The sequence below is a fragment of the Dechloromonas hortensis genome, from assembly GCF_009469765.1.
In the GTDB taxonomy this organism is placed as follows: Bacteria; Pseudomonadota; Gammaproteobacteria; order Burkholderiales; family Rhodocyclaceae; genus Azonexus; species Azonexus hortensis.
This window is the reverse complement of the sequence record NZ_SSSQ01000001.1, coordinates 306,385-329,825: the sequence shown is the minus strand read 5'-3', so window position 1 is coordinate 329,825 and position 23,441 is coordinate 306,385. Positions and strand designations below refer to the sequence as shown.

Annotated in this window: 24 protein-coding genes; 10 read left to right on the top strand and 14 right to left on the bottom strand. The window is 64.3% G+C overall.

Going from position 1 to position 23,441, the window contains the following annotated elements; genetic code table 11:
- Nucleotides 1–127: 127 nt before the first annotated feature.
- From GH663_RS01605 to moeA, 4 genes are read left to right on the top strand one after another with little or no spacing between them, the layout of a single operon-like run.
- Complete coding sequence (locus GH663_RS01605; protein WP_153129990.1) at nt 128–823, top strand: ABC transporter permease; 696 nt, start codon at nt 128–130, stop codon at nt 821–823.
- Nucleotides 823–1,542, top strand: a complete 720-nt coding sequence (locus GH663_RS01600) for an ATP-binding cassette domain-containing protein (protein ID WP_153129989.1) — start codon at nt 823–825, stop codon at nt 1,540–1,542. Before GH663_RS01605 ends, GH663_RS01600 begins: the two co-directional genes overlap by 1 nt.
- Nucleotides 1,518–2,324, top strand: a complete 807-nt coding sequence (locus GH663_RS01595; RefSeq protein WP_153129988.1) for an ABC transporter substrate-binding protein — start codon at nt 1,518–1,520, stop codon at nt 2,322–2,324. Before GH663_RS01600 ends, GH663_RS01595 begins: the two co-directional genes overlap by 25 nt.
- Nucleotides 2,325–2,328: 4 nt before the next feature.
- A complete protein-coding gene (gene moeA, locus GH663_RS01590; protein ID WP_153129987.1) occupies nt 2,329–3,561 on the top strand; it encodes a molybdopterin molybdotransferase MoeA in 1,233 nt (410 codons plus the stop codon).
- Nucleotides 3,562–3,670: 109 nt separating this feature from the next.
- Here moeA and GH663_RS01585 read toward each other — a convergent pair whose 3' ends face one another.
- A complete protein-coding gene (locus tag GH663_RS01585) occupies nt 3,671–4,558 on the bottom strand; it encodes a LysR family transcriptional regulator (RefSeq protein WP_153129986.1) in 888 nt (295 codons plus the stop codon).
- A gap of 111 nt (nt 4,559–4,669) precedes the next feature.
- Here GH663_RS01585 and GH663_RS01580 point away from each other — a divergent pair, with 111 nt between their 5' ends.
- The 3 genes from GH663_RS01580 to GH663_RS01570 all read left to right on the top strand — a co-directional run bounded on the left by GH663_RS01580 (nt 4,670) and on the right by GH663_RS01570 (nt 7,547).
- A complete protein-coding gene (locus GH663_RS01580) occupies nt 4,670–5,683 on the top strand; it encodes a zinc-binding alcohol dehydrogenase family protein (RefSeq protein ID WP_153129985.1) in 1,014 nt (337 codons plus the stop codon).
- 31 nt (nt 5,684–5,714) lie between these two features.
- A complete protein-coding gene (locus GH663_RS01575; protein ID WP_153129984.1) occupies nt 5,715–6,800 on the top strand; it encodes an NADH:flavin oxidoreductase/NADH oxidase in 1,086 nt (361 codons plus the stop codon).
- A 78-nt stretch (nt 6,801–6,878) separates the two neighbouring features.
- On the top strand, nt 6,879–7,547 hold the full coding sequence (locus GH663_RS01570) for an HD domain-containing protein (RefSeq protein ID WP_153129983.1): 669 nt from the start codon (nt 6,879–6,881) through the stop codon (nt 7,545–7,547).
- Between the two features lie 37 nt (nt 7,548–7,584).
- Here GH663_RS01570 and GH663_RS01565 read toward each other — a convergent pair whose 3' ends face one another.
- Entirely contained in the window at nt 7,585–8,592 is a 1,008-nt protein-coding gene (locus GH663_RS01565) for an SRPBCC family protein (RefSeq protein WP_153129982.1), read from the bottom strand.
- 297 nt (nt 8,593–8,889) lie between these two features.
- On the opposite strand from GH663_RS01565, the gene GH663_RS01560 reads away from it, so the two are divergent.
- Nucleotides 8,890–9,633, top strand: coding sequence for an alpha/beta fold hydrolase (locus GH663_RS01560; RefSeq protein WP_153129981.1), 744 nt, complete (start codon nt 8,890–8,892; stop codon nt 9,631–9,633).
- Nucleotides 9,634–9,830: 197 nt separating this feature from the next.
- Here GH663_RS01560 and GH663_RS01555 read toward each other — a convergent pair whose 3' ends face one another.
- The 9 genes from GH663_RS01555 to GH663_RS01515 all read right to left on the bottom strand — a co-directional run bounded on the left by GH663_RS01555 (nt 9,831) and on the right by GH663_RS01515 (nt 16,785).
- The gene (locus GH663_RS01555) at nt 9,831–10,373 is read right to left on the bottom strand and encodes a HEPN domain-containing protein (protein ID WP_153129980.1); all 543 of its coding nucleotides are present in this window, start codon (nt 10,371–10,373) and stop codon (nt 9,831–9,833) included.
- Nucleotides 10,374–10,413: 40 nt separating this feature from the next.
- On the bottom strand, nt 10,414–10,896 hold the full coding sequence (locus tag GH663_RS01550; RefSeq protein WP_153129979.1) for a hypothetical protein: 483 nt from the start codon (nt 10,894–10,896) through the stop codon (nt 10,414–10,416).
- Nucleotides 10,897–11,074: 178 nt separating this feature from the next.
- A complete protein-coding gene (locus GH663_RS01545; protein WP_153129978.1) occupies nt 11,075–11,872 on the bottom strand; it encodes a DUF3800 domain-containing protein in 798 nt (265 codons plus the stop codon).
- A 265-nt stretch (nt 11,873–12,137) separates the two neighbouring features.
- On the bottom strand, nt 12,138–12,518 hold the full coding sequence (locus GH663_RS01540; RefSeq protein ID WP_153129977.1) for a DUF2784 domain-containing protein: 381 nt from the start codon (nt 12,516–12,518) through the stop codon (nt 12,138–12,140).
- 71 nt (nt 12,519–12,589) lie between these two features.
- On the bottom strand, nt 12,590–12,955 hold the full coding sequence (locus GH663_RS01535) for a hypothetical protein (RefSeq protein ID WP_153129976.1): 366 nt from the start codon (nt 12,953–12,955) through the stop codon (nt 12,590–12,592).
- 33 nt (nt 12,956–12,988) lie between these two features.
- Entirely contained in the window at nt 12,989–13,351 is a 363-nt protein-coding gene (locus tag GH663_RS01530; protein WP_153129975.1) for a hypothetical protein, read from the bottom strand.
- Between the two features lie 21 nt (nt 13,352–13,372).
- Nucleotides 13,373–14,719: an RNA helicase RhlE1 gene (gene rhlE1 / locus GH663_RS01525; protein ID WP_153129974.1), complete on the bottom strand. Its 1,347-nt coding sequence runs from the start codon at nt 14,717–14,719 to the stop codon at nt 13,373–13,375.
- Nucleotides 14,720–14,769: 50 nt separating this feature from the next.
- Nucleotides 14,770–16,032 carry an Hsp70 family protein gene (locus GH663_RS01520; RefSeq protein ID WP_153129973.1) on the bottom strand — a complete coding sequence of 421 codons (1,263 nt, stop codon included), beginning with the start codon at nt 16,030–16,032 and terminating at the stop codon, nt 14,770–14,772.
- A gap of 63 nt (nt 16,033–16,095) precedes the next feature.
- A complete protein-coding gene (locus tag GH663_RS01515) occupies nt 16,096–16,785 on the bottom strand; it encodes an SIMPL domain-containing protein (protein ID WP_153129972.1) in 690 nt (229 codons plus the stop codon).
- Between the two features lie 126 nt (nt 16,786–16,911).
- Between GH663_RS01515 and pncC the strand changes: the two genes are divergently transcribed.
- Complete coding sequence (gene pncC, locus GH663_RS01510) at nt 16,912–17,412, top strand: nicotinamide-nucleotide amidase (protein WP_153129971.1); 501 nt, start codon at nt 16,912–16,914, stop codon at nt 17,410–17,412.
- Between the two features lie 51 nt (nt 17,413–17,463).
- On the opposite strand, the gene GH663_RS01505 is transcribed toward pncC, so the two are convergent.
- Nucleotides 17,464–17,904 (bottom strand): DUF302 domain-containing protein, encoded by a 441-nt coding sequence (locus tag GH663_RS01505; protein ID WP_153129970.1) that lies wholly within the window; start codon nt 17,902–17,904, stop codon nt 17,464–17,466.
- 176 nt (nt 17,905–18,080) lie between these two features.
- Here GH663_RS01505 and GH663_RS01500 point away from each other — a divergent pair, with 176 nt between their 5' ends.
- Nucleotides 18,081–18,476 carry an Hpt domain-containing protein gene (locus tag GH663_RS01500; protein ID WP_170291311.1) on the top strand — a complete coding sequence of 132 codons (396 nt, stop codon included), beginning with the start codon at nt 18,081–18,083 and terminating at the stop codon, nt 18,474–18,476.
- A gap of 66 nt (nt 18,477–18,542) precedes the next feature.
- Here GH663_RS01500 and GH663_RS01495 read toward each other — a convergent pair whose 3' ends face one another.
- Both GH663_RS01495 and ubiB read right to left on the bottom strand, forming a co-directional pair.
- Entirely contained in the window at nt 18,543–21,821 is a 3,279-nt protein-coding gene (locus GH663_RS01495; protein WP_153129968.1) for a DEAD/DEAH box helicase, read from the bottom strand.
- Between the two features lie 6 nt (nt 21,822–21,827).
- Nucleotides 21,828–23,348, bottom strand: coding sequence for a ubiquinone biosynthesis regulatory protein kinase UbiB (ubiB, locus tag GH663_RS01490; RefSeq protein ID WP_153129967.1), 1,521 nt, complete (start codon nt 23,346–23,348; stop codon nt 21,828–21,830).
- Nucleotides 23,349–23,441 lie beyond the last annotated feature (93 nt).

The following is a 23,441-nucleotide window of genomic DNA, read 5'->3' as shown; positions in this document are numbered from 1 at the left end:
GGGCCGGAGGTGCTTGCTCGATGAGCCGGGCGTGGCTGAGCCCCAATCCGTCCCGCCTGAAGCACCCAAGGGGCCGATGGCGCCAGCATTTCCCGCCCTTGCGGCCCGGTGTTATCCTGCGCATCCCATGCTTGCCACGCTTTCCGACGCCCTCCTGCTGCTTGGCTGCTTCGACCACCGATTGCTCGAAATCGTCGGTCTGTCGTTGCGCGTCAGCCTGACCGCGCTGCTCATTGGCGCGCTGCTCGGCCTGCCGCTCGGTGCCTGGCTGGCGGTGGCCGGTTTTCGTGGGCGCGGGGCGCTGATCGTCGCGCTCAATGCGTTGATGGGGCTGCCGTCGGTGGTGGTCGGCGTGCTCGTCTATCTGGCCTTGTCGCGCAGCGGGCCGTTCGGCAGCCAGGGCCTGCTTTTTTCGCCGGCCGCGATGATCGTTGCCCAGAGCGTGCTGGTCGTGCCGCTGATTGCCGCCGTCACCCGGCAAATCGTCGAGGATGCCTGGCGCGAGTACGCGCCGGAGTTTTCCGTGATCGGCATTGGTCGACCGCAGGCGGTAATGCTGCTCCTTGCCGACTGCCGCTTTTCGCTGTCGGTCGCGATGCTGGCCGGCCTCGGCCGGGCGATGTCGGAAGTGGGGGCGGTGATGATCGTCGGCGGCAATATCGACGGCTACACCCGGGTGATGACCACGGCCATCGCGCTTGAAACCAGCAAGGGTGATCTGGCGCTGTCGATTGCGCTGGGCATCGTGCTGATGGCGATCATCTTCGGCCTCAATGTCGCGGCCCACTACGTCCGCTGCTGGGCGACGCGGCGGTACGGCTGATGTTTCCGCTGCGCATTGCCGGCCTGCGTTTCGCGCCTGAGGCACGGCCCATTCTCGATGGCCTCGACCTCGAATTGTCGGGCGAGGGGATCAGCGTCATCCTCGGTCCGAACGGCACCGGCAAGACGCTGCTGCTGCGCCTGCTGGCCGGGCTGCTGCCGGCTGATGGCGGGGCGATCGACTGGGGCGGTGCGGCGCAACCTGATGGCCGGCTGGCCATGGTTTTTCAGCAGCCGATGCTGTTGCGGATGACGGTGTTCACCAACGTTGAGTTCGCCTTGCGGCCGCAGGCGATGACCGCCGCCGAACGGCGCCGGCGGACGACCGAGGTGCTGGAGCGGGTCGGCCTGGCGCACCGGGCCCGGGATTGCGCCCGCCTGCTTTCCGGCGGCGAACGCCAGCGCCTGGCGCTGGCCCGCGCCTGGGCGATGCGGCCGCGCCTGCTGCTGCTCGACGAGCCGACGGCCAGCCTCGATCCGTCGGCCACCGAAGCGGTCGAGCGGATCATCCGCGAAGTGCGCACCGAGGGCGCCAAGGTGCTGATGACCACCCATAATCTCGGGCAGGCGACGCGCCTGGCCGACGACATCATTTTTCTCGCCGACGGCCGGGTGCAGGAACACGCCCCGGCCTCCCGTTTCTTTGCCCGTCCGCAATCGCCGGCGGCCCGGGCTTTCATGCAAGGAGAACTGCCATGGCGCATTGCTTTCGATCGTTGATCATGGCCCTCGGCCTGCTCATCGGTGTCGTTCACGCCGAGGAAACCCTGGTCGTCGCCTCGACCACCTCGACCGAGCAGTCCGGCCTGTTCGGCTGGATTTTGCCCAAATTCGAGCAGTCGACCGCCATCAAGGTCCGCGTCGTCGCGGTCGGCACCGGCCAGGCACTGGAGATCGGCCGTCGCGGCGATGCCGACGTGCTGTTTGTGCATGACCGAACGGCCGAGGACAAGTTCGTCGCCGAAGGCTACGGCAGCTACCGCAAGGACGTGATGTACAACGATTTCGTCTTCGTCGGTCCGAAGGACGATCCGGCCAAGATCCGCAACGCGGCCAGCGCCCTCAATGCCCTGAAGGCAATTGCCGGCAGCGGCCAGGCCTTCATCTCGCGCGGCGACAAGAGCGGCACGCACGCCGCCGAACTGCGCCTGTGGAAAGAGGCCGGCGTCGATCCGAAAACCCTGGCCGGCTACAAGGAAACCGGCAGCGGCATGGGGCCGACCCTGAACATGGCGGCGGCGATCAACGGCTACACGCTGTCCGACCGCGCCACCTGGGGCGCCTTCAAGAACCGCCGCGACCTCGATCTGGTACTGGCTGGCGACCCGGTGCTGTTCAATCCGTATGGCGTCATTCCGGTGAACCCGGCGCGCCATCCGCATGTCAAAAAGGAAGCCGCCGAGCGCTTCGCCCAGTGGCTGGTTTCGAAGGAAGGGCAGGAGGCGATTGCCGCTTTCCGCGCCGACGGCCAGCCGGTTTTCTTCCCCAACGCCAAGAAGTGACACGATGAGCGAGCACGCCAATCCTTCCCTGTCCGCTGCCGAAGCCTGTCAGCGCATGCTGGCCGAAATCACGCCGATTGCCGGCCATGAATTGGTGCCCGTGCGCAGTGCGCTGGGCCGCATCCTGGCCGCCGACATCATCGCGCCGCACGACGTACCGGCCCATGACAACTCGGCGATGGACGGCTACGCGATCCGCTTCGACAGCCTGGCGCCCGACGGCGAGACACGACTGAATGTCGTCGGCACCGCCTTCGCCGGCAACGCCTTCTCCGGCCAGGTCGGCAAGGGACAGGCGGTGCGCATCATGACCGGTGCCGTGCTGCCGGCCGGCGCCGACAGCGTCGTCGTCCAGGAAGTGACGCGCCTGGACGGCTCGGTGGTTATCGTCCCGGCCGGCCAGCGGGCCGGCCAGAATACCCGGCGAGCCGGCGAGGATCTCGCCCGGGGCGCCGTCGCACTGGCCGCCGGCAAACTGATCGGGCCGGCTGAGCTGGGCCTGATCGCCTCGCTCGGCATCGGCGAAGTGGCGGTCAAGCGCCGCTTGCGCGTCGCCTTCTTCTCGACCGGCGACGAACTGGCTTCGATCGGCCAGCCGCTGGCCCCCGGCCAGATCTACGACAGCAACCGCTACACATTGCACGGCCTGCTCGCCCGCCTCGGTGCCGACGTCATCGATCTCGGCGTCGTCCCCGACCAGCCGGCGGCGCTCGAAGCGACGCTGGTCGAAGCAGCCCAGATCGCCGATGCGATCATCACGACCGGCGGCGTGTCGGTCGGTGAAGCCGATTTCGTCCGTGAAATTCTCGCCAAGCTCGGCCAGGTCAAGTTCTGGAAACTGAACATCAAGCCCGGCCGGCCGATGGCTTTCGGCCGCATCGGTCAGGCCTGGCTGTTCGGTCTGCCCGGCAACCCGGTCGCCGTGATGGTCAGCTACACGCAGTTCGCGCTCGATGCGCTGCGCCGCCTGTCCGGCCAGGACCCGCTGCCGCAGCGCCCGTTGCTGACGGTGGTTGCCGCCAATCCGATCAAGAAGCAGCCGGGCCGGCGGGAATACCTGCGCGGCGCGATTGCTGCGGTGGACGGTCACTGGCAGGTCAAAACCACCGGCAACCAGGGCTCCGGCGTGCTGCGTTCGATGTCCGAGGCCAACTGTTTCGTCATCCTGCCGGAAGACTGCGCCGGCGTGCAGGCCGGCGACAGCGTCCAGGTCCAGCTCTTCGAAGGGCTGTTCTAGGGAGACGCTGAAATATTCGTCATCCCCGCGTAGGCGGGGATTCAGTTCGTTGATTTTTATGGATTCCCGCCTGCGCGGGAATGACATTTTTGAATAAATCAGGGCTGCTCTAAGCCGCGAAGGCGCCCTGCAGGAATTCGAGCAGGGCCTGCAGCCGGGCCGGCTGATACTGGCGGCTGGGATAGACGGCGAAGAGCGGTCCCGGTTCGCATTGCGCCTCGGGAAAGAGGTCGATCAGCCGGCCGCTGGCCAGATCGTCGGCGATGTCGAGCCGCGACTTGTAGACGATGCCGCAGCCCTGCAGCGCCCACTGGCGGACCATCGCCCCGTCGTCGGCGGCGCGGTCGCCGCTGACCACCACTTCCCGCGCCTGGCCCTGATCGAACAGCCGCCAGCGGTTGTAGGGCTCGCCGTTGCGGTAGAAGCAGATGCAGTTGTGCTCGGCGAGATCTTCGAAGTTCGCCGGCCGCCCGGCCCGCGCCAGATAGGCCGGCGCCGCGCACACCGCCCGGCTGTTGTCGCACAGCTTGCGGGCGATCAGCGTCGAGTCGCGGAGCAGGCCGTAGCGCAGCACGAGGTCGATCGGGTTGCGATAGAGGTCGTGGATCCCGTCCGAGAGGTGCATGATCAGCCGGATCTGCGGGTGGCGCTGGCGAAAGGGTTCGAGCATCCGGTCCAGGCGGTCGCGGCCAAGATCGGATGGAGCGCCGAGATGGATTTCGCCGGAGAGTTCCTCGCGCCCGTCGCGTAATGCGGCCAGCCCTTCCTCCAGGGCCAGCACCGACTGCCGGCAGTAGCCGAGAAAATCCTCGCCGGCCTGCGTTAACCGTAGTGAGCGGGTCGAGCGCTCGAACAACTGGCTGGCCACCTGCCGTTCCAGGCGCTTGATGGCGGCGCTGGCGGCGGCCGGCGTCAGGCCCAAGGCACGCGCCGCACCGCTGATGCCGCCGCTTTCGCTGACCCGGATGAAGAGCTGGATGTCGGCCAGATTGAGCATGCTGCCGCCTATTTTCAAAAATATTTTGATATTAAATCAAGCGAGCGGCGGATTATCAAGCGGCTGGCCGAGGCCTACACTCGCTGCATCCAAACTTCTGCAAGGTGCCCCATGAAAGCCATCGCTTACCGCCAACCCGGCCCGCTCGACGCTCCCGACAGTCTGCTCGACATCGAACTGCCGCGGCCGCAGGCCACCGGCCGCGACCTGCTGGTCGAGGTGCAGGCGATTTCGGTCAATCCGGTCGATACCAAGGTGCGCCGTAGCGCGGCCCCGGCCGCCGGCGAATACAAGGTACTCGGCTGGGACGCGGTCGGCATCGTCCGCGAAGTCGGGCCGGAGGTGTCGTTGTTCAAGGCGGGCGATGCCGTCTGGTACGCCGGCGCCATCGACCGGGCCGGCAGCAACAGTGAATTCCACCTGGTCGACGAACGCCTGGTCGGGCATGCGCCGCAAGGCATCGCGCCGGCCGAGGCGGCCGCTCTGCCGCTGACCGGCATCACCGCCTGGGAACTGCTCTTCGACCGCCTGCAAGTGCCGCTGGCCGGGGCCGGGCAGCCGGCCAGCCTGCTCATCGTCGGCGCCGCCGGCGGGGTCGGCTCGGTGCTGATCCAGCTCGCCCGCCAGTTGACCGACCTGACCGTGATCGCCACCGCCTCGCGGCCGGAAACCCGCGCCTGGGTCAGTGAACTCGGTGCGCATCAGGTGATCGACCATAGCCAGCCGATGCTGCCGCAAGTGGCGGCCCTGAAGCTGCCGCCGGTCGGCTACGTGATCAGCCTGACCCAGACCGACCGCCATTTCCCCGAACTGGTCGAAATTCTCGCGCCGCAAGGCAAGCTGGCGCTGATCGACGATCCGGAACCGATCGATGTCCGCCTGCTCAAACGCAAGAGCCTGAGCTTGCACTGGGAATTGATGTTCACCCGTTCGCTGTTCCAGACTGCCGACATGGTGGCGCAGCATCGCCTGCTCGACGAACTGGCGCGCCTGGTCGAGCAGGGCGTGATCCGCAGCACGGCACAGCAGCATCTCGGCCGGATCAACGCCGCCAATCTGCGCCAGGCCCACCGCATTCTCGAAAGCGGCCGCAGTATCGGCAAGATCGTGCTTGAAGGTTTTTGAGATGTCCGCCCACACAATTAAGGAAACGCCCATGAGCCAGCTGTTCACCCCCTATTCGATCGGCCCGCTGCGCCTGCCCAACCGCATCGCGATCGCGCCGATGTGCCAGTACTCGGCCGACAACGGCGAAGCGACCGACTGGCACCTGATGCACTACGGCAACTTGAGCCATTCCGGCGCCGGCCTGCTGATCATCGAAGCCACTGCGGTCGAACCGGAAGGCCGTATTTCGCCGGCCGATCTCGGCCTGTGGTCGGACGCCACGGAAAATGCCCTCGGCCGGGTGTTGACCGCCGTGCGCAGCCATTCCTCGATGCCGATCGCCATCCAGCTCGCCCATGCCGGCCGCAAGGCCTCCAACCATGTACCCTGGCAGGGCGGTGGCCTGGTGCCGCCCAGTGAAGGCGGCTGGCCGACCGTGGCGCCCTCGGCCATCCCGTTTCAACCCAATGAGCCGGCCCCGCAGGCGCTCGATCAGGCCGGCCTCGACCGCGTGCTGGCCGCTTTCGTCAGCGCCGCCCAACGGGCACAGCGGCTCGGCATCGATGCCATCGAAATCCACGCCGCGCATGGCTACCTGCTGCACCAGTTCCTGTCGCCCTTGGCCAACAGGCGCGACGACCAGTACGGCGGTTCGCTGGAAAACCGCCTGCGTTTCCCGCTTGCCGTCTTTGCCGCCGTCCGCGCCGCCGTGCCGACGCTGGCGCTCGGTATCCGCATTTCGGCGACCGACTGGGTGGCCGGCGGCTGGGATGTCGAGCAGAGCGTCGTCTTCGCCAAGGCCTTGCGCGAACTGGGCTGTGACTTCATCCATGTCTCCAGCGGCGGCCTGTCGCCGCAGCAGCAGATCACGGTCGGTCCGGGCTATCAGGTGGCGCTGGCCGAACGGATTCGCCGGGAAAGCGGCTTGCCGACCATCGCCGTCGGCATGATTACCGAAGCCGCCCAGGCCGAAGCGATCGTCGCCTCCGGCCAGGCCGACATGGTGGCGCTGGCCCGCGGCATCCTCTACGACCCGCGCTGGCCCTGGCATGCCGCCACCGAGCTCGGCGCCCAGGTGGTAGTGCCGCCGCAATACTGGCGTTCCTTGCCACAACCGGGAATCCGCGTTAAATAGGCAGTTGACCGCCGGGGTCGGGTTGGCGCCCGGCCCTTTTGCCAAACTTGCCGCCCGGGCCCGGGCAAACAGATGCCGATGAATGACCTCGATCCCTGGCGCGCGCGCCTGATGCAACTGGCTGTCGCCGATGCGGCGGACGACGGCGCGCACGACCTGAACCATCTGCACCGGGTCTGGAAAAACGCCCAGGCGCTGCTCAAGGACTACCCCGCTGCCGACGCCCTGATCGTGCTCGCCGCCTGCTATCTGCACGATCTGGTCAATCTGCCGAAGAACGATCCCCAGCGTCACCTCGCCTCGCGCCAGGCGGCCGTCCGGGCTTGCGACGAACTCGGCAAGCTCGGTTTCCCGGCCGACAAGCTGGCCGGGCTGGCGCATGCCATAGAGGCCCACAGCTTTTCAGCCGGCATCGCGCCGCTCACCATCGAAGCGCGCATCGTGCAGGACGCCGACCGGCTCGATGCACTGGGCGCCGTCGGCCTGGCCCGGCTCTATTACACCGCCGGCCGGATGGGCAGCGCGCTGGCCCACCCGAGCGACCCGCTGGGCCGGGCCCGGGCGATGGACGACCGAACCTACGCCCTCGATCACATCGAAGTCAAACTGGCGACCTTGCCGGCGACGATGAGCACGGCCGCCGGCCGCGCCATGGGCGAACGCCGGCTGGCCTGGCTGCGCGCCTTCCGCGACGATTTCGTCGCCGAATGGGGCGACGAATGGCGCGGCGACACGGCGGACGACTAGGCCAGCCACCAAATTCCTGCGCTTATGTGCCGCAACGTCAGTCGCCTCCGGGGTTCTGGTAACGCCGGGCGTAGAAGCGGCAACCCTCCATCAGCGCAATACCGAAGACAAGGTGGGTGAGCAGCGTCGCCCCGTCACGGCTGACGGCGAACCAAGGGAAAAGCGCGGTAAATCCATATAGGTTGATCACATAGATGGCCAGGCCGTACAGGGCGCCGGCCAGCGGACTCAGCCAGGCGTTCATCCGGTCATGAAGGGTGGCCGGAATCAGCGCGTAGGTCACCGAGAGCGCGAAGTGGATCAAGGTGGCAATCAGCAGGACTTCCAGCTGGGCCGTCGAGGGCGGCGGCAACACCGCCGGGCCCATGACGATGGCTGCGGTCAGGCGCGCATCGCGAAAGAGCGTTTCGAGAAGCGGGCGTTCGGCCATCCACCACAAGGCGAGTTGTGCCCCGGTGGCAATCACGCCGGCCCAGAAGCCGGCAAACAACAACATCGGCAGACTGATCCGTCCGCCTTCGTGCAGTTCTCTTGGCGCCGCCGAGTGGGCGCGACGAGCCGTCAGGTCGATGCTTTCCTGGTGCCGCAGCGATGCCTGCAGCCGGCGGGCCAGACCTGCCGCTCCCTGCGCCATCAGCAAACCATGATTCCGGATGAACATCGGGCGGGCCACCGGTTCGAGCAGTTTCCACCACCATTTCGTGGTCCGGACGTGCCACTCGAATTGAACGGTGCTGAGCGAATCCTGCTGGCGAAAATGCCAGCAGCCGGTGCCTTCGAGATCGCCTTCGGTCGTCCCTTCGATGTTCAGCAGGTTTTCGATACGGGTCGCATTGACCTCGAAAGTCACGGCATAAGGTAAGTCTCCCTGCCATGAATAGCGCCGCTTGCAGCCGATTCCCCGGGCATCGCCAGGCGCAGTCTGCTCTGCTTGCTGCAAGCCCGGCCACCAGTCCGGCCAGTGCAGCGAGTCGTAAATCGCCCCGTACACCTCGTCGAGCGGTGCTTCGATTTGCCAGGTAGTCAGCAAGTGATATTCAGCCATGCCACTTCCCAAGGGAGAAAGCGATGAACAAAGGGGCGAAATCAAACCTAACCGGCAATTCGCCAGCGATCTGTGTCCCAGCGCACCCAAGCCCGGCCGGCTGCGCAATAGGATGATCCTCCTGCGGGCCGAATTACGAGTTCTGTGTGCCGGCACACTGAGTTATTGCACCTATTGCATGCAAACTCAAGGCAGGCTTCGCATTCGGGCGACGCGCCACGGCTGTGCCGGAGATAGATCGGGCTTTGACACCTTCCCCGGCCAGGCGTGGCCCCATTGGCAATTCAGGAGAAAAGCATGCAACCAAATATCTTGTTGTTACCCGGCTTGCTCAATGACGCGAGCGTTTTTACCGAACAGGTGGCCGCTTTATCGACCGTGGCTACCGTCGAGGTGGGCGATCTGAGCAATGCCGAGACGATTGCCGAAATGGCGGCGAGCGTCCTCAAGCAGACCTCGGCCAAGCGCTTTGTGCTGCTTGGCCTGTCGCTGGGCGGCTACGTCGCCTTCGAAATCATGCGCCAGGCACCGGAGCGGGTGGCCGGACTGGTGCTGATGGATACGACGGCGCGCCCCGATACGCCGGAAGCCAGCGCCAAACGCAAAGTGCTGATCGAACTTGCTGCCAGCGACCTCGATGCGGTGACCGAACAGTTGCTGCCACTGCTCGTGCATCCCGACCGGATGAATCTCCCCGCCGTGCGGGGCGTCATCCAGTCGATGGCGAGCGGCCTGGGGGCGGAAGTTTTTGCCCGCCAGCAGCGGGCGATCATCGGCCGCCCCGACAGTCGCCCGACATTGGCCAGCATCACCTGCCCGACACTGGTGATCTGCGGCCAGGACGACCTGATCACGCCGCCCGAATTGGCGACCGAAATCGCCGAGGGAATCCGCCACGCCAAGCTGGAAATCATCACCCAGTGCGGCCACTTGGCGACACTTGATCAACCCCAGGCGGTCAGTGCTCTGTTGCTTGAGTGGATCAAGGGCAACAAATTTTCGTCGAATCGGGTGGAGCTTGGGTCGCAGGTCGTTCTCTAGCGTTAACGAGAGGCCTCTTGGCAGGTGGTGAGGAAAGGGGAGAAATTCCCTCAGTGGGAGGCAGCAGGCTCGCCCAAGATGTAAGTGCTACGGTCGACCAGTCAAATAGCATGAAAATGAAAAATGGGGCGGATCAAACCTGTGCCATTTTTTTTGCCGGAAATCAGGCTCGAAAAGGAGCTTTCTGTAGCTTAATGTTAGAGATTGTTATCAACATAAACGTCGGTGGCTTTTACAAGGTCTTTAATGAAGCGAATTACCTTTTCCAGTTCATCTCGCTTAATTAAATGTGCGACAGGCGAACCGTTATTTAGTGGTTTTGATCGGTGTACGGCATCTCCGCGCTTACCTATCCAACTGTTTAAAGTGGCTCGTGCTTTTTCGGGTTCATAGTTGGCCCATGACCATCCTTCGGTGACATCCACGCCAAGGTATTCTTGGAAAATACGTTTCGTTTTATCAGAGCTTGGGTTGTGGAATTGCTTCAGATCGGTGTACAACTTCTTTAAAACAAAATCACCGACGTAACTACCAGCGACGACACCCAGCTTTTTATTCATCTCTTCAAGAAGCCTATCCTCGACATAGGTTTCCCATGCTGTTAGCGCCATTACAAGGCCGGCACGTTTCAGCACTTCAGCATTCGCGGGAGGTGGATTTGTGTTGATTGAGTCAAAGTGCGCGAGCAGTTCTTCTGCGTCCTTGATGCCGAATTCAAAACCTTGGTATGCGCGGGACATTTAAATCTCTAACGTTTGAATGATTGGTTGTGCAGCATTTCTAAGCCCCCGAAAACAGCCGGAGTAACAAACTGACTACGACAATAATTGCCCCGAGCGCGACCAGAACCGGGCGCAACTTGAGCAGGGCTGCCATGGTGCCCCAGAGTCGGTTCCAGAACTTACTCGGCTGTTTTGTGACGCTATGGCAGACATAGCCCGAGTTCTCGAAGTGCTTGATCAGCGTTTCATACACCGGGGTAAGGTACCCACGCATCCACATGTGAACACCGTACGCATGCTTTGATGAACTGTTCACAACGATGATCCATTGCCAAGTGGCTCTTGCGCGAGCGCGATCATCTATCAGGTGCTCCACATCCGAGGCATTCGGCGACATGTGGGTGTAGTGGAGGATCGCACCGAAAGCGAACGGGACGATTAGACCTGGTGAATACTCGGCAGTCACCGCATCTCGGACGGCGATAGCGGCCCCATCTACTGTCTTGGACGTGCAGTCCAGTTCAAGGACGCCGCGGAACACGTTTGGCGTCCTTCGCACCCAAAGTGAAAGAGCGGGAGATTTCCCCGTTAGTGGTGCCGGTTCAAGCAATTCGGATTGTATGGGAAGCGGCATTTATGCGGCTCAACGTGAAAAATCATAGACCTGCGCGGCTTTTCGCGCAGGTCTAGTGGTTTGCAATGCTAGGAGCCTAGGCATGCTATCCCGTGATCGTTTGCTCAACAACTACTCCACACTCTGCAAAGAAATCCTTCATACCCTGATAGGTAGCACGGAATTTATTGGACTTAATAACCTTTGGGCTAAAGAAGATTCCCAGTTCCGATACGGTCGTTTGGCCGTCCTCTCTGAAAAGCATTGGGGAAATAAGCGGAATAACTTTCTTTGCCGTATCGCGAGCCTTTGAATCATTCCGAGTAAACCCATTCATTGAGAACCTGATCGATCCAAGAAGGATGTCGACCACGCTGGTGAAATTCGATTGCCCGATTGCCGAGTAATGAAAACCGACAATATTAGAAAGGCGCATTTCTTTTGAGTACGGCAACCCGGTGATCCCGACAGAGAATTTTTCGGCTAGATGGGTGTCGATTGCTTTGTCATCGAATCGATCAATAAGCACCAAGCCGGGAGACTTTTTGCGGTTTAGGAAACAATCGAAGTGATAACAGACGCGATTGATCTCATTTTGTCTAGCGTCTGCAGGGCTTGTAGCAATGTCATGCAAAATCAGCGAGATAAATAGGGTGGCTCTTTGACGTGCGACTGCTTCGATGATTGCTTGCTTTAACGAAATGAATTCATCGTGACTAAGATGCTTGGGGCCGGGATTGAACTTCAGACGAAATTCTCTGGGTACTTCGAATTTCGCTCGTATCTGATCTATCTCGAGGGATAAAGCCTGGGCAACATCTCCCGCGATAGCAATCCCACCATACGTAAAGAAATCACCGCTCCGCTCTTCTAGGTTTGTCTCATCGCAGTACAAGAGGTACATAGGGGTGGTGACTCCTAACTCTTAAGTAAGCCTCCCAAACCAGCAGGCTTTTCCATCAGTAAATAAATACAAAAACTCTTTGAATCATGGGGATGGTCTGAAATTAGGCTTCCCAAACGGCTGGCTTTATGCGGCAAAGACGCCGCCCACATTGTCGGATCGTATTTGCGAGCGGATTTATTGCAAGCGCAACAGCATAAGGAGCGAGGGTTTCTATGTCCAGTGGATAAGCCTTGCATCCTGTTCAATGGCGAGGTTCGGCGAATTAGCTATCACCGCGGCGCGATGAACGGCGACGGTAGAAGAGCCAAGCGTAGATTGCCGCATTGATGACGACGATCACGGCGGCCAGCGCGAACTGGATTTCCCGGGTCAGCCCGGTCGGGTAGATGATGGGCAGGAGATAGTGCTCGATGAAGCTTTCGCTGTAGCCCGCTTCGCCGGCCTTGAGGCGCAGGTAATTCTCGGCGGTGGTCAGTGGGCAGAGGCGGCCGGTGAGTTCCACAAAGACGCCCCAGGCTGCGGCTGGAAGGTGGATGAGGGGTAGCCATGACCAGCGCGCCGCCCCGGTTGCGCCCGCGATGACGAAGACGATGAAGGCCAGGTGAAGGAGCAGGACGGTTTCGGCGGCCAGGCGGTAGAGCATGGAGGGCTACCTCACTGGATCCCCGCCTGCGCGCCCCGCAGGAAGTACCCTTGGGGTGCGGGGATGACCATTTATTCAGCGTTTCCCTGGGCCGGCGCTGTATCGGCATTCCGCTTCGGCATCTGCTCGAGTATGCAGCGGATGCCGGGCGAATCGGCCGGGGCGGCGTAGGAGCCTTGCAGCGCGGTGACGTAGCTCTGCTCGGAAATCTTGCCGTGGTAGTAGCGCGACGTGATATCGAGGAAATAAGGGTCCGTCGTCGTCGCATTGGGCATCAGCCGGTTGATGCTGACGGCGCCGAGACGGAGGCCCCAGCATTTGACCCGGACCTGCTCGAGAAAGACATCGAAGCTGCGCTCGGGGCGCCAGGCATCGGTGGCGCAGCCGGTGAGTAGGAGGGCGGTCAGAAGCAGCTTGGAGAATTCGGCAACTTTCATGTTGGACTCCAAAACAACAGCGGGTTTTCGCGCCTAGAACAGCCGGTAATGCCGGAAGGCGCCGGGGGCGTGCGAGAGCAGCGTCGACAGGATCAGGATAAACCAGAAGATGGGCAAGGCCCAGGCCGGTTGCAGCGCCATCAGGCCGACCAGCAGCAGTTTGAGCAGCACGCCGAAGCCGGCCGTTTCGCGCAGTTGGGCCGGGTTGGCCCAGCTATCGATGGCGAACATGCCGAAGCCCGAGACGAACAGCACGCTGGCGCCGAGGCCGAGACTGCCGGCCCCGAGCAGGGCGCCACCGAGCAGGACCAGGCCGAGCAGATGGACGGTGCGCAGGGCGACGTTCAGCCAGCGTTTGCCGGGAAAGTCGCGGATGTTGTCGCGGGGGCGGCGCATGGGTGTCCGATCAGGCTGCGCTTAGCGCGGCCGTGCCTTGGCCGCCGGCTTTTTCGCCGGGCCGGCCGTTTTGCCCGGGGCGCTGCGCCCGCCGCCACGGCGGCCCGACTTGGCCGGCGCATCGTCGAAACCGACCCAGTTGCCCGGTACGCCCTTGGCTGAACGGCCGCCCGGGACCTTGGGCTTTTTCGGCTTTTTGACCAGTTGACCGGCGGCATTGGTCATCGGCACCCGGTGATCGGGTTCGAAGCCGGGTTCTTCCTCGCGTTCCAGCGTTTGCTTGGTCAGCGTCTCGATGGCGGCGAGCAGCGGTGCTTCGTCGGCACAGACCAGCGAGATCGCTTCGCCGCTGGCGCCGGCGCGGCCGGTGCGGCCGATGCGGTGGATGTAGTCCTCGGCGACGATCGGCAGGTCGAAATTCACCACCTGCGGCAGATCGTCGATATCGAGGCCGCGCGCCGCGACATCGGTGGCGACGAGAATCTGCACTTCGCCCGCCTTGAAGCTGTCGAGGGCGCGCTGGCGGCTGGCCTGCGGCTTGTCGCCGTGGATCGCGTCGGCCTTGATCTTCTTGGCAAGCAGGTTGGCGACCAGTTCGTCGGCACCCTTCTTGGTCTTGACGAAGACCAGCACCTGGCCCCACTTGCGATCTTTCAGCATGAACAGGAAGAGTTCACCCTTGCGCTTCTTGTCCACCGGCACCACCCACTGCTTGACCGCCTTGACCGTGCTGTTGCGCGGGCTGACTTCGATGCTCAGCGGGTCGCGCAGGCGGCCCTTGGCCATGCTGCGGATTTCGTCGGAGAAGGTGGCGGAGAAGAGCAGCGTCTGCTTCTGCTTGGGCAGCGCGGCGAAGACGGTGGACAGCTCCTGCGCGAAGCCGAGGTCGAGCATGCGGTCGGCCTCGTCGAGAATGAGGATCTCGACCTGCTTGAACTTGATGGCGTTCTGGCGGAAGAGGTCGAGCAGGCGGCCCGGCGTCGCGACCAGGATATCGACGCCGCGGCGCAGGCGCATCATCTGCGGGTTGATGCTGACCCCGCCGTAGGCGGCGTAGGTGCTGACCGCGAGGTGCTCGCCGTACTGGCGGAAGCTGGACTGCACCTGTTCGGCCAGTTCGCGGGTCGGCACCAGGACGAGGGCGCGGATCGAGTTGCTCGCCGCTTTTTCGCCTTCGCTCAGGCGCTGCAGCACCGGCAGCGCGAAGCCGGCCGTCTTGCCGGTGCCGGTCTGCGCCGCCGCCATCAGGTCGCGCCCGGCCAGCACGGCGGGAATGGCCTGGATTTGCACCGGCGTCGGCGTCTTGTAGCCGAGGGTGTCGAGGGCTTGCAGCAGCGGGGCGGCGAGGCCGAGGGAGGCGAAGGTCATGGTCGTGGTGGCGGCGGGAGCGGGGAAAGGGTGGAGTTTACCCGCTTCGCTCAGCCAAAGCGTCGCGCTGCGTCAACGGCGAGGCCGGCGCCGATGCTGCCGAACAGATCGCCTTCGACGGCGCGGGCTTTGGGGAGCTGGGCGGCGATGCGCTGGCGCAAGGCGGGAATGCCGCTCGAACCGCCGGTGAAGAAGATGCTGTCGATGCGGTCGGCGGCGATGCCGGCCTGCGGCAGCAGGCGGGCGACGGTCGCTTCGACCTTTTCGACCAGTTGCGTACTGGCCAGTTCGAATTCGAGGCGGCTCAGCGTGTGCATCTCGCCGGGCGAGAAGGCTTCCAGCGTCAGCGGCGCGCTGTCCTGGTCCGACAGCGCGATCTTGGCCTGCTCGATCTGGTGCGCCAGCCAGTGGCCGGCCTTGTTCTCGATCAGCGCCAGCAGGCGTTCGAGGCGTTCCGGCTCCAGTGCGTCGATGTAGAGGCGCTGCTGCTCGGCCCAGACCTGGCGGGTGTAGGCGAAATTGATGGTGTGCCAGGTGGCGAGGTTGAAATACAGGCTGGCCGGCATTTCGCGGCCGCTCTTCAGGGCGCTGCGGTAGCCGAGCAGGGGCATGACGCTGCTCAGGCTGAGCTGGCGGTCGAAGTCGGTGCCGCCGATATGGACGCCGCCGTTGGCCAGCACGTCGCTGCGGCGGTCGGCCTGTCTGGCGCGCTCGGGCGACAGGCGGACGATGGAGAAGTCGGAGGTGCCGCCGCCGATGTCGGCGATCAGCACGATCTCTTCGTGGTGCAGGCTGGTTTCGTAATGGTAGGCGGCGGCAATCGGCTCGAACTGGAAGCTGATGTCGCGAAAACCGATGGCGCGGGCGATGTCGCCGAGCGTGCTTTCGGCCAGCTGGTCGGCCGCCGGGTTGTCGTCGACGAAGAAGACCGGGCGGCCGAACACCGCTTCGTCGAAACGGCGGCCGGTTTGCGCCTCGGCCCGGCTTTTCAGGGTGCCGATGAATTCCTTGAGCAGGTCGCGGAAGACGATGGCGCGGCCATTCACTTCGGTGCGGCCGTCGATCAGGCTGCTGCCGAGCAGGCTTTTCAGCGAGCGCATCAGGCGGCCTTCATAGCCGTCGAGGTATTGCCCGAGTCCGGCCCGGCCGAAGCTGACGCTGTCTTCCTCGGCATTGAAGAAGACGACCGAGGGCAGCGTCACCTTGTCGTCTTCGAGCGCCAGCAGCGTCGGGCGGCCGGGGTTCAGCCAGCCGACGGTGGAGTTGGAGGTGCCGAAGTCGATGCCGCAGGCGCGGGCGGGTGAAACGTGCATGAAGGGGCCGGGAAAATGTGGGGGCGCGCGATGCTACGCGGGGCCTCCGGCAAAGTCCAGAAACTAATCGGCCAACTCGATTTCGCCGCTGATGCTGCTCGAAATCTGGCTTTCGCCGGCCTCCAGCGGCACCGGGGCGGCATCGCCGGCCATTTCCATCTTCGCCGCGCGCAACATCGGCATCGGCGGCACCTGGCCGCTTTGCTGGATGTTCAGGCGCTTGATCTTGTAGGGCTTGCCGAGCGTGCCGGCGACCAGTGCGGCGCGCGCCTCGAAGGCGCGAATCGCGTCCTGGGTGACGCCTTCCTCGACTGTCCGGCGGGTCGCCGGCGACGGCATCTGGCTGACATTGCCGAGTGCCAGCTTCATCTGCTGCAGTTTGGCCAGCAGTTCGGAGAGCGTGGCGCCATCCTTCGACTCCAGCACCAGTTCCGAACGCATGCGCCAGGCGTCGATCTTGCGATTGTTGCCGTACACCGGGTAGGTGTGCTGGTTGCCGCTTTTGACCGAAACGCCGGCCTTGCCCTTGATCAGGCGCAGCGCCTCGGCGATTTCCTGATTGACCCGCTTCGCCAGTTCGGCCGGGTCGGCGGCATTGGCTTCGGCATAGACGACGGCACGCAGCAGGTCGTTGGCGGCCGGTCGGCTGGCTTCGGCCGACAGTTCGATCAGCGTGCCGGCCTGGGCGGCGGGCAGCAGCAGGCTGCCGGCGAGCAGCGGGACGGCAAGCAAGGCGAAGGTTTTGGCAGGCATGGTGGGGAGTCTCACGGTCGGTAGGGTGCATCGAATTATGCACCTGTCAGACGATGCGGCCGGCGTGAAATTAAGGCGGCGGGGATCGTCACAAAACGGCAGTGGGCGAATGCTAAAATTTGCCCGATGAATGAACTTGAAACCCTCTCCGAACGTCTTGGCACAACGCTTCTCGCCCGCGGCGAATGGCTGGCCGCCGCCGAATCCTGCACCGGTGGCTGGCTGGCCCAGTCGGTAACGGCGATTGCCGGCAGTTCCACCTGGTTCGACCGCGGCTTCGTCACCTATTCCAATGCCGCCAAGGTCGAGATGCTCGGCGTGCCGGAAACGACGCTCGAACGGCACGGTGCGGTTTCCGAAGCGACCGCCCGGGCCATGGCGCAGGGCGTGCTGCGCAACAGCCGGGCCGACTGGGCGGTGGCGATTACCGGCATCGCCGGGCCGAGCGGCGGTTCGCCGGACAAGCCGGTCGGTACCGTCTGCTTCGCCTGGGCGCAGAAAGACAAGGGCTGCGAGGCGCAGGTCTGCCAATTCGCCGGCGACCGCGCCGCCGTCCGCGAGCAGTCGGTACGCCATGCGCTGAACGGCCTGCTGAAGCGGGTGATGGCGGCCAGCATGCTGGCCTGACGGCTCGCTTTTAGGGCAGTCCTGCGGTCGACGGCCGTAAAAGGCCGATTTTCAGCGGCCGGCTTCGCCGGCAATTTCACCAAGCAGCGCTTCGATGGCCGGCGCCGCCTTGCCCTGCGGCTTGCGGTAGGCGACCCAGGTATGTGCCGTCTCGCCGGGCAGCGCATAGACGGCGATCGAAAACGGGCAGAGCACGATGTTGTGCGGGTCGGCCTCCATCATTCGGCGCGACAACCCGGCCGAGCAGAATTCGATGATCTCGGCTTTGGCGAAGACCGGCCGGTTGGTCCCGAGATCGGCCCCGGTGCGGGCCAGCATGTCGGCGATATGCGCGGTGTAATTGACGACCAGGCCGCGGTTTTCGATGCCGAGGACAATCGCTTCGCGGGTCTCCTCGAAGCTGCTGCCGACCTGGCGGCGCACCATCCAGTCGTCGGCCAGGGCGCTACCGGCGGTAAAGAGCAAGGCGAGCAGGGCGAGTGGACGGCGCATGACAGACCTCAATCAGGATTCGTTGATGGACGGATTGTACGCCGGCCGGCCCGGCGAAAAATATGCCGTTTTGAATGTGCCAGAGTGCGGGCTGGTCGGGGATAATCCGGCCCATAAGGGTGGCCGGTCAGTTGCTGGCGACGATTGTTGGCGGGGCCGGTACTGGGGGAATTGTTATGTCAAATGAAAATGCTGCGGTCGTCCTCGATACGGCGCTCGGCTTGCACTCGATGAATGGCAACGTCCGGCTTTATTGCCGTCTGCTCAAGGTCTACCGCGACGAAAGCGCGATCAGCCTGCCGGCGCTGCACAGCGCACTGGCCGAGGGCGATGCCGAGTCGATCGAACATCTGGCCCACCGCCTGAAGGGCGGCAGCGGCACGCTCGGCCTGCCCACCGTCCAGCAGGCGGCACAGGCGCTGGAACTGGCCGCCAAGCAAGGCGCCGCCGCCGGGCAGTTGACGGCCTTGCTGCTCAGCCTGGAGAGCATTCAGCAGCAGGGTATCGAGGCGATTGCCGAGTATCTCGCGCTGGCCGATACCGCCACGCCGGAAGGCGGCAGCGCTTCCTGAAGCAGGGCCGTTCCCCGAGTCCTGCGGTCGACCTCGTTAAACCGGCAAAAATGCCGGCGGCCCGCTTTAGCCGGGTAGAGGCTCGAACAGTGCGGCGAGGTCGTCGGTGCCGAATTTGACGTCCACGCGGTGGTCGTCGGACAGGATGCCGGCCGCCAGTTCAGCCTTGCGTTCCTGCAGCGCGAGAATCTTTTCCTCGATACTGCCGCCGACGATCAGCTTGTAGACGAAGACCGGCTTGTCCTGGCCGAGGCGATGCGCCCGGTCGGTAGCCTGGTTTTCGACGGCCGGATTCCACCACGGATCGTAGTGGATGACGGTATCGGCCGCGGTCAGGTTGAGACCGACGCCGCCGGCCTTCAGGCTGATCAGGAAGATCGGCACATCGCCGTCCTGGAAGCGGCGGATCTGCGCTTCGCGGTCGTCGGTGCTGCCGGTGAGCAGCGCGTAGGGAATGCCGATTTCGTTCAGTTCGTCCTCGATCAGCGCCAGCATGCTGGTGAATTGCGAGAAGACGAGAATCTTGCGGCCTTCATCGACCAGTTCCGGCAGCATCGCCATCAGCAGGTCGAGCTTGGCCCGTTCCTTGACCTTCTTGGCGGCATTGGCCTTGACCAGGCGCGGGTCGCAGCAGACCTGGCGCAGTTTGAGCAGGGCATCGAGGATGACGATCTGGCTACGCGCGAAACCGCGGTTGGCGATTTCGTCGCGGACCTTGGCATCCATCGCGGCGCGCACTGTTTCGTAGAGGTCGCGCTGGCTGCCTTCCAGTTCGACCGAACGGATGATGATGGTCTTCGGCGGCAGTTCCTGGGCGACGTCTTCCTTCTTGCGGCGCAGGATGAAGGGCCGGATGCGGCGGGCCAGCAGGTCGCGGCGCTGGGTGTCGCCGACCTTCTCGATCGGTGTCCGCCAGTGCTTGGTGAACTGCTTGCTGGTGCCGAGGAAGCCGGGCAGCAGGAAGTCGAACTGGCTCCACAGCTCGCCGAGGTGGTTCTCGAGCGGCGTACCGGTCAGGCACAGGCGATGCCGGGCGTCGATCTTGCGCACCGCTTCGGCGCTCTGGCTCTGGGCGTTCTTGACCGTCTGCGCCTCGTCGAGGATGAGCAGGTGGTAGCTGTGCTGCATCAGCACGTCGGCGTCGCGCCAGAGCAGCGGGTAGGTGGTCAGCACGACGTCGTGCTCGGCGATTTCGCCGAAGCGGCTCTTGCGTTCCGGGCCGTGCAGCGACAGCACCTTGAGGCCGGGCGCAAAGCGGGCGGCTTCGTTCTTCCAGTTGAAGATCAGTGAGGTTGGCAGGACGATCAGCGTCGGCTTGTCGAGGCGGCCGCCTTCCTTTTCCAGCAGCAGGTGGGCCAGCGTCTGCGCCGTCTTGCCGAGGCCCATGTCGTCGGCCAGGATGCCGGACAGGTTCTGCTCGCGCAGGAACTGCAGCCAGGCCAGGCCTTCCTTCTGGTAGGGGCGCAATTCGAGGCCGAGGCCGGCCGGCGGTTCGATATCGACGATGCCCTGCGCCGCACGCAGCTTGTCGGCCAGCGCCAGAACGTCGCTCTGGCCCTTGAACTGCCAGCGGCTGGTGTCGTTCAGTTCGGCCAGGCGCGGCGCGTCGAAGCGTGACAGGCGCAGCGTTTCGCCGCCGCTGAAACCGTCGAAGAGGTCGATCAGCGTCGCCGCCAGCGGCTTGATGCGGCCGGCCGGGACGCGCAGGCGTTTGCCGCGCGCGGTGTGCAGTTCGACCGGTTCCTCGTCGGGGATGAAGGCCAGCTGCAGCGCTTCCAGCCAGCGTGCATCGCGCCGGAAGAGGCCGGCCAGCAGCGGGGCCAGCGGCAGGCGCTCACCTTCAACGATGATGCCCATGTCGAGGTCGAACCAGCCGTTTTCCGATTCGATGAGGTCGGCTTCCCAACCTTCGACATCGAGCACGTGATGACGGAAGTCTTCCGGGAATTCGACCTGCCAGCCGCCGGCTTTCAGACGGTCGATGCCGTTCTGCATGAAGACGGTCCACTGGCCTTCGTCGACCAGGCCGTAGATGCCCTGCGGCGGGCTGCCGAAAGTGGACAGCGTATGGCCGGGAATCTTCTCCAGGCCGCTGCCGGAAAGCACCTGCAGGGCGGCCGCTTCGGCTTCCGGCCGGCGTTTCAGGCGGACCGTCTCGCCTTCCGGCAGGGTGATGAATTCGTGGCGTTCTTCCGGCCGGATTTCAGCATCGGCGTAACGGAAGATGACGCGGGCGATGTCGAACGGACCGCCGCTGAAACTCTGCGGATAACCGCGCCAGGCGCGGTAGCCGTGGGTGTGGATGGTGTCGAGCTGGAGGATGGCCTGCAGCGGCGCGTCGATCAGGCGCAGGCGGGCGCTGGCGTCCTCGGCCGGCGGCGGCAGTTCGGGCGCCAGTTCGGACAGCGCCTCGGCGACCAGCGCCGCTTCCTTGGCCGACAGCGGCGGCAGGTTGAACAGCTTGCTGACCACGTCCGGGTTGCCGGTGACTTCGAGAGCGCCGGTTTCGCCGGCATTGAAATCGAGGTACCACGGCGGGTCGACCGGCACGACCATGTCGGCCGACGGTTCGGGCTTCAGGTAGGGGCGCTGGAAGCCGGCCGCGTCGACCTGCCAGCCGATACTGGCCGGCCGGCTGCCGCCGGCGTGCAGCGGCAAGGCCAGGTCGTCCTGCGAATAGAGGCGATGGCTGGCCGCCATCCGCTGCAGCGCCTCGGCGCCGTGCCGGGGGCCGAGGCCGAAGGCGCGCAGGCCACTTTCCTGGCCGCGATCGGCCCAGATCAGGCGCAGGATGCCGAGATCTTCTTCATTGACGAATTGCGGCGGCGTGACCAGCGCGCGGTCGACCTTCCACCATTCCTCGGCGTTTTCCGGGTACTTGCCCTTGCGGATCTCGATGCCGAAATAGCGCTTGTCGGCCGTCCATTTCAGGATGTAGAACAACTGCTGGCGGACGCCGCTCGGCCGCGCCTTCTTCTTGGCGACGGCGACCGAGGCGCGCCTCAGGTCCTCGACCCAGGAGAGTACACCGGGGCTGACCCGTTCGACCGGATTGCGTTCCTCGATGGCCTTGAGCAGCGTTGCCGCGACGTGCTTGCAGTCCACGCCGACCGGGCAGGTGCAGCCGCTGATCAGCGAAACGTTGCCGTTCTTGTGCTGGACGAGGCGGGCGATCGAGGTATAGGGCTTGCGGGCCGAGCCGGGCACGACGGCGCGCAGGCGCTCTTCCTCGACATCCAGTTCGCGGATCAGGTCGACATAGGGGCGGGCCTTGGCGACTTCGGCTTCGCCGAGCCATTCGATGACATCGGCCTCGGTATAGGTGCTCAGGGTGACGGCAGACATTCCGGCTCAGCGAAACAGCGCGGCGGCCAGGCAGGCCAGCAGCAGGGCGATGATGGCGAGCCAGCGGTTCTGCTGGCGCTGGGCGGCGATCAGTTGCTCGAGTTGGGGCTGCAGGTCGGCCTTGTGCGGTTGGGCCAGCGCCTGATGGACGAGGCGGGGCAGTTGCGGAATGGTTCGCGCCAGATAGGGCGCTTCCTGCTTGAAAGTCTTGACCAGGCCGCGCCAGCCGACCTGTTCGCTCATCCAGCGTTCGAGGAAGGGCTTGGCGGTTTTCCACAGGTCGAGTTCGGGGTCGAGCTGGCGGCCGAGGCCTTCGATGTTGAGCAGCGTTTTCTGCAGCATGACCAGTTGCGGCTGGATCTCGACATTGAAGCGGCGCGAGGTCTGGAACAGCCGGAGCAGGATCTTGCCGAAGGAAATGTCCTTCAGCGGCCGGTCGAAGATCGGTTCGCAGACGGCGCGGATGGCGGCCTCGAACTCGTCGACCCGGGTGTCCTTCGGCGCCCAGCCGGATTCGATGTGGGCTTCGGCGACCCGCTTGTAGTCGCGGCGGAAGAAGGCGAGGAAGTTCTGCGCCAGGTAGTTCTTGTCGCTGTCGGTCAACGTGCCGACGATGCCGAAATCAAGCGCGATGTAGCGGCCGTCGGCATGCACGAAGATGTTGCCGGGGTGCATGTCGGCGTGGAAGAAGCCGTCGCGGAAGACCTGGGTGAAGAAGATTTCGACGCCGGCTTCGGAGAGCTTCGAGAGATCGATGCCGTCGGCGCGCAGCTTGTCGATCTGCGAGATCGGCGTGCCCTTCATGCGCTCCATGACCATCACCGTCGAGGTGCAATGGTCCCAATACACTTCGGGCACGATCAGCAGCTTCGAATCGGTGAAATTGCGCCGCAGTTGCGAGGCGTTGGCCGCTTCGCGCATCAGGTCCAGCTCGTCGCGCAGGTACTTGGCGAATTCGGCGACCACCTCGCGCGGTTTCAGGCGCTTGCCGTCGGACCACAGCTTTTCGAGGAGCAGCGCGAAATTGTCCATCAGCGCCAGATCGTGGTCGATGACCGACATCATGTTCGGGCGCAGAATCTTGACGGCGACTTCATGGCCGCCGTCTTCCTCGCGCAACTTGGCGAAATGGACCTGCGCGATCGAGGCCGAGGCGACCGGCACCGGGTCGAATTCGGCGAAGACTTCGCTGGCCGGGCGGCCGTAGGCTTTTTCGATCTCGGCCAGGGCAAGCTGCGAATCGAAGGGCGGCACGCGGTCCTGCAGGCGGGCCAGTTCGTCGGCGATGTCGGTCGGCATCAGGTCGCGCCGGGTGGACAGCACCTGGCCGAACTTGACGAAAATCGGGCCGAGCGCTTCGAGGGCCAGGCGCAGGCGCAGGGCGCGCGGCGCCGAGAGGTCGCGCCAGAACTGCAGGGCGTTGGCGAGGCGAACCAGGCGGCCGCTCGGCTCGTGTTCGAGCACCATTTCGTCCAGGCCGAAACGGCTGGCGACAGAGGCGATCTTGAGCAGGCGGAGGAGACGCATGGCGGCAGGGGATGCCGGTCGGGCCGGGCAATGAAGCGAAACGAGCATGTTAACACGTGGTCGGCCGTTGCGGCCCCGTGTTTTCGACTTTGC